The organism is Streptomyces sp. NPDC057654 (genome assembly GCF_042800135.1).
Classification (GTDB): domain Bacteria; phylum Actinomycetota; class Actinomycetes; order Streptomycetales; family Streptomycetaceae; genus Streptomyces.
On record NZ_JBHVHQ010000558.1, the window covers coordinates 1 to 5,777 of the forward strand.

Below are 5,777 nucleotides of genomic sequence, written 5' to 3' on the forward strand. Positions count from 1 at the left end.
GTGCACTCGCCCGCGCGAAGGGCGCGGGCCGCGAGGTGCACGGCGACCAGCGACGAGGAGCAGGCGGTGTCCACGGTGATCGCGGGCCCCTGGAGCCCCAGCTGGTAGGCGACCCGGCCGGACAGGACGCTGGTGGAGATGCCCGCGATGAACAGGCCCTCCAGTTCGTCGGGCACGTCGCGCATGCTGCCGCCGTACCCCTGGTACGAGGCGCCCGCGAAGATGCCCGTGCGGGTGCCGTGCAGGGTGGCCGGGTCGATGCCCGCGCGCTCGACGGCCTCCCAGGAGGTCTCCAGGAGCAGCCGCTGCTGCGGGTCCATGGCGAGGGCCTCGCGCGGGGAGATCCCGAAGAACGCGGGGTCGAACCGCCCTGCGTCATGGACGAAGCCGCCCGCCGCCGCGTAGCTCTTGCCGGGCCGGTCGGGGTCGGCGTCGTACAGGTCGTCCAGGTCCCAGCCGCGGTCGGCGGGCAGTTCGGTGACGGCGTCCCGCCCCTCCGCCACCAGGCGCCACAGGTCTTCGGGGGTCCGTACGCCGCCGGGGTAGCGGCAGCTCATGGCGACGATGGCGATCGGGTCGTCGTCCACCGGGGCGGCTGCTACGGGCGGGGCGGTCGCGGCGCCCGCCGCCTCTTCTCCGGCGTCCGCGTCGCCCAGGAGGAGCGTCCCCAGGTGGCGGGCCAGGGCCGTGGCCGAGGAGTAGTCGAAGACGACGGTGACGGGCAGCTTGAGGCCGGTGGCGGAGTTGAGCCTGTTGCGCATGTCGACGGCGGTCAGCGAGTCGAAGCCCAGCTCGCGGAAGGCGCGGCCGGGTGTGACGGCGTCCGGCGAGTCGTGGCCGAGGACGCCGGCCGCGTGCGTACGGACCAGGTCGGCGAGCGTCCGGTTCCGTTCGGCCGGCGACTGCGCCCGCAGTCTGCTCCGCAGCGCGGCGGTGGTCCCGCCTTCAGCGCCGCCCGGCTCCGGCTCGTGTTCAGCCGTCAGCACAGCGCGTACGTCCGGGAGTTCGCCGATGAGCGGGCTGGGCCGGGCCGAGGTGAAGACGGGGGCGAAGCGGTCCCAGTCGACGTCGGCGACGAGCACGACGGTCTCGTCGTGGTCCAGCACCTGCTGGAGCCCGGTGATGGCCACCGGGGGCGGCATGAAGAGGATGCCGTGGCCGCGCAGCTCCTCCTCGACGAGGTTGGCGGCCATGCCGCCGCCGTCCTCGGGGCTCCAGATGCCCCACACCACGGAGGTCGCGGCCAGGTCGCGGGCGCGGCGGCGCTCGGCCAACCCGTCGAGGTAGGCGTTGGCGGCGGCGTACGCGCCGTGGATGGCGCTGCCCCACACCCCGGAAATGGAGGAGAACAGCACGAACGCGTCGAGCGCTTCTCCATCGTCGCCGTCGTTCCCGCCGCCGTCGAAGAGCAGGTCGAGATTGCGGGCCCCGCCGACCTTCGCGTACAGCGTCTCGGCGAACTCGTCCAGGTCGGTGTCGGGCAGCGGCACCAGTGAGCCGCCGCCCGCGGCGTGCAGGACGGTGCGGATCTCGCAGCCGTCCTGTTCCAGCTCCTCCTTCAGGGAGCGCAGCGCGTCGAGGTCGGCGACGTCGCAGGAGGCGAGGGTCGTGCGGGCGCCGAGGCCGGTGAGCTCCTCGGACAGTTGGGCCGCGCCGGGCGCGTCGGGGCCGCCCCGGCTGACCAGCACGATGTGCTCCGCGCCGCGCCGGGCCAGCCAGCGGGCGATCTGGGCGCCGATGCCGCCCGTGCCGCCGGTGATCAGGGTGGTGCCGCGGGGTCGCCAGTCGCGAGGCGCGGGGGTGTCGCCGAGCGGGGCCCGTACGAGGCGGCGGCCGTGGCAGCCCGACGCGCGCAGGGCCACCTGGTCCTCGTCGCCGAGGCCGCCGGCCAGGGTCCGGCAGAGCATGGCGGCGGTGGCGTCGTCCAGGGTCTCCGGGAGGTCGACGAGGCCGCCCCAGCGGCGCGGGTACTCCAGGGCGGCCACGCGGCCGAGGCCCCACAGCAGGTTCGCGGCGGCGCTGACCGGCCCGTCGTCGGGGCCGGTGGCGACGGCGCCGCGAGTGGCCCACCACAGGGGCGCTTCGACCCCGGCGTCGCCGAGGGCCTGCACCAGGGCCAGGTTCAGCGCGGTGCCCATGGGGACGGTGGTGTGGGTGGGGTGGGGGCTCTCGTCCAGGCCCAGCAGGGACAGCACGCCGTCGACCGGGGCGTCCAGCGCGGCCATCGCGTCAATGGTTTCGGCCAGGCGCGCGGCGAGGGTCGCGCGGTCGGTGTCCGCCTCGGTGAGGAGGAGGCGGACGGTGGCGGCACCGGCTTCCTCCAGGGTGCGGACGCAGTCGGCCGAGCCCACGCCCGCCGCGTGCTCGGTGTGCTCCGCCTCCGTGGCCGACGACAGGACCAGCCAGGCGCCGGACGGCGCTGTGGGCGCGCCCTCGGGCAGGGCCCGCCAGTCCAGCCGGTACCGCCAGGAGTCCACCACGGAACGCTCCTGACGACGTGCCCGCCAGTCCGTGAGAGCGGGCAGTACGACATTCAGCGGATCGGTCGGGGCGACGCCGATGGCCGAGGTCAGCCGGTCGAGATCGCCGCCGCCGATCGCTTCCCAGAACCCGTCCTGATCCGTTCCGCCGGCTCCACTGGTGCCGATGTTCCGTGCGCCGTCGGGGTCTTGGAGCCAGTAGGACTTGCGCTGGAAGGCGTACGTCGGCAGGGCCACGTGCCCGCTGCCGGTGCCGGACCCGCTGTCTGGGAATACGCGCCGCCAGTCGGGCGACAGCCCATTGGCCCACGCCTCCCCGAGCGAGAGCAGCATCCGGTCCGGGCCGCCGTCGTCCCGCCGCAGCGTGCCGAGGGCGACGGCGGGCCCCTGCCCGGAGTCGGCGACGCCCGCGGCGTCGGCGGTCTCCTGCACGCCGAAGGTGAGGACGGGGTGCGCGCTGGGCTCGACGAAGAACCGGAACCCGGCGTCGAGCAGGGTACGAGTCGCCTTCTCGAACTCGACGGTGTGCCGCAGATTGCGGTACCAGTACTCGGCGTCGAGGGCACTGGTGTCCAGCAGGTCCCCGGTGACGGTGGAGTAGAACGGCACGTCGGACTGGCGTGGCGTCAGCTCTGCCAATTCAGAAAGGAGTTGTTCATGAATGTCTTCGACATGAGCGGAGTGCGAGGCGTAATCCACGGGTACGCGCCGGGCCCGCACCTCCCGCGCATCGGCCTGCTCCAGCAACTCGTCGAGCGCACGCGCGTCACCCGACACCACGGTGGAGGCGGGGCCGTTGACGGCAGCGACGGACAACGCACCGCCCCAGTCGCTCAGCCACTCCCCCACCTCAGCGGCAGGCAACGCCACGGACACCATCCCGCCGCGCCCCGACAAGGCACGCAACGCCTTGCTCCGCAACGCCACCACCCGCGCCGCGTCATCCAACGACAGCGCCCCGGCGACGCAGGCGGCAGCGATCTCACCCTGCGAATGACCGACGACAGCACCCGGCTCCACCCCGTACGAACGCCACACCGCCGCCAGCGACACCATCACCGCGAACAAGGCCGGCTGCACCACGTCAACCCGCCCCAACGACGGAGCACCAACCCGTGCCCGTAGAACATCCTCCAACGACCAGTCAACAAACGGAGCGAGAGCCCGCCCACACTCCGCAACCCGATCCGCGAACACCGGCTCCGCAGCCAGCAGTTGAGCAGCCATCCCCACCCACTGCGAACCCTGCCCAGGGAAGACGAAGACCGTGCGGCCCGATGTCTCGACGTCTGCCTGGACCAGGTGCGGGGTGGGTGTGCCGTCGGCCAGAGCCCGCACTCCGGCGGTCAGTGCGTCGAGGTCCGTGCCCACGACGACGGCCCGGTGTTTGAGAGCCGCCCGGGTCGTGGCGAGTGCGCGGCCGATCCCGTGGGGCGGGGTCGGCGTGGCGGCCGCCAGGTGGCTGAGCAGCCGTCGCGCCTGGTCGCGCAGGGCCTCTTCGCTGCGGGCGGAGAGCACCCACGAGAGGTTCGAGGGTAGGGGCGCGGTGACGTCAGCCGTGTCGGCGGCAGCCGGCTCGGGTGCCTGCTGCGCCGGCTCCACCCGCTGTGCCTGTTCCAGGACCACGTGGGCGTTGGTGCCGCTGACGCCGAACGCGGAGACGCCCGCGCGTCGCGGACGCCCGGTCTCCGGCCACGGTTCCGCCCGCGTGAGCACCCGCACCGCGCCGGACGTCCAGTCGACCATGGGCGTCGGCTCGTCGGCGTGCAGGGTCGGGGGCAGTTCGCCGTGGGTCATGGCCAGTACGGTCTTGATGACGCCGCCCACGCCGGCGGCGGCGGAGGTGTGACCGATGTTGGACTTCAACGATCCGAGCCACAACGGCCGCTCTGCCGGGCGGCCCTGACCGTACGTCGCCAGGAGCGCCCGCGCTTCGATCGGGTCGCCCAGCCGGGTGCCCGTGCCGTGCGCCTCCACCGCGTCGACGTCGGCGGCGGTCAGCCCGGCGTCCGCGAGCGCGGCCCGGATCACCTGCCGCTGGGCGGGGCCGCTGGGCGCGGTGAGGCCGTTGCTCGCGCCGTCCTGGTTGACGGCGGAGCCGCGGACCACGGCCAGCACGGGGTGCCCGTTGCGACGGGCGTCGGAGAGCCGTTCCAGCAGCAGTACCCCGGCGCCCTCGGACCAGCCGGTGCCGTCCGCGCCCGCGCCGAACGCCTTGCAGCGGCCGTCCGCGGACAGCGCCCGCTGCCGGCTGAAGGCGACGAAGGCGTCGGGCGTGGCCATCACCGCCACGCCGCCCGCCAGGGCGAGCGAGCAGTCGCCCGCCCGCAGGGCCCGGATCGCAAGGTGCAGGGCGACCAGAGAGGAGGAGCAGGCGGTGTCCACGCTCACCGCGGGCCCTTCGAGGCCCAGGGTGTAGGCGACGCGTCCGGAGACGACACTGCTGGCCGTCCCGGTGTCCAACAGACCCTGCACTTCCGGCAGCTGACGGGATGTCGCGCCGTAGTCGTTGCCCATCGCGCCGAGGAAGACGCCGGTCGGCGTCCCGCGCAGCGAGGTCGGATCGACCCCGGCCCGTTCCACGGTCTCCCAGGCGGTCTCCAGGATCAGCCGCTGCTGCGGGTCCATGGCAAGCGCCTCACGCGGGGAGATGCCGAAGAACTCGGCGTCGAACTCCGCGGCGTCGTGGAGGAACCCGCCGTGCCGGGTGTAGGAGGTGCCGGGCCGGTCGGGGTCGGGGTCGTAGAGGGCCTCGGTGTCCCAGCCCCGGTTGACGGGCCATCGCGTGATGGCGTCGCCGCCACCGGCCACGAGTTTCCAGAGCCGCTCGGGCGTGTCGGCTCCGCCGGGGTAGCGGCAGCCCATGGCGACGACGGCGATCGGCTCGTGCCGGGCATCCTCCGCGTCCCGCAGCCGCCGCTTGGCCTCGCCGAGGTCGGCGGTGGCGCGCCTGAGGTAGTCGAGCAGCTTCTTGTCGTCCAGTTTCTGGGCGTCGGACATCGGTGTCAGCTCTCTCTCAGCTCTCTCAGGTCTCTCAGGCCATGCCGAAGTTGTCGTCGAGCAGTGCGAACAGTTCGTCGGCCGAGGCCGAGGCCGTGTCGGTGGCCGTGGCTGGGGCCGCGGTCGCGGCTGGGGCTGTCGTCGCGTCCGTCTCGTCGGCCGGGTGGCCGGCGGCGGACTCCAGCGGGCGGCCGCCGGGACCGTCAGGGTTATGGGGACCGCGGGGCCCGGTGCCCGGGCCGACGCGTCGCATCCAGTCGCACAGCAGGTCGTTCAGCCGGTCGCCGATCCCTTCGG

At 73.8% G+C, this 5,777-nt stretch carries 1 protein-coding gene and 1 pseudogene; both read right to left on the reverse strand.

Translation table 11 applies throughout. The features are described 5' to 3' along the window. Positions 1-5,480 (reverse strand): type I polyketide synthase (locus ACFU99_RS30550; protein ID WP_384398167.1); only part of this gene is annotated, 5,480 nt, incomplete at its 3' end. A gap of 34 nt (positions 5,481-5,514) precedes the next feature. Continuing rightward, positions 5,515-5,777 (reverse strand): annotated as a pseudogene (locus tag ACFU99_RS30555) (hypothetical protein); the annotation flags it as partial.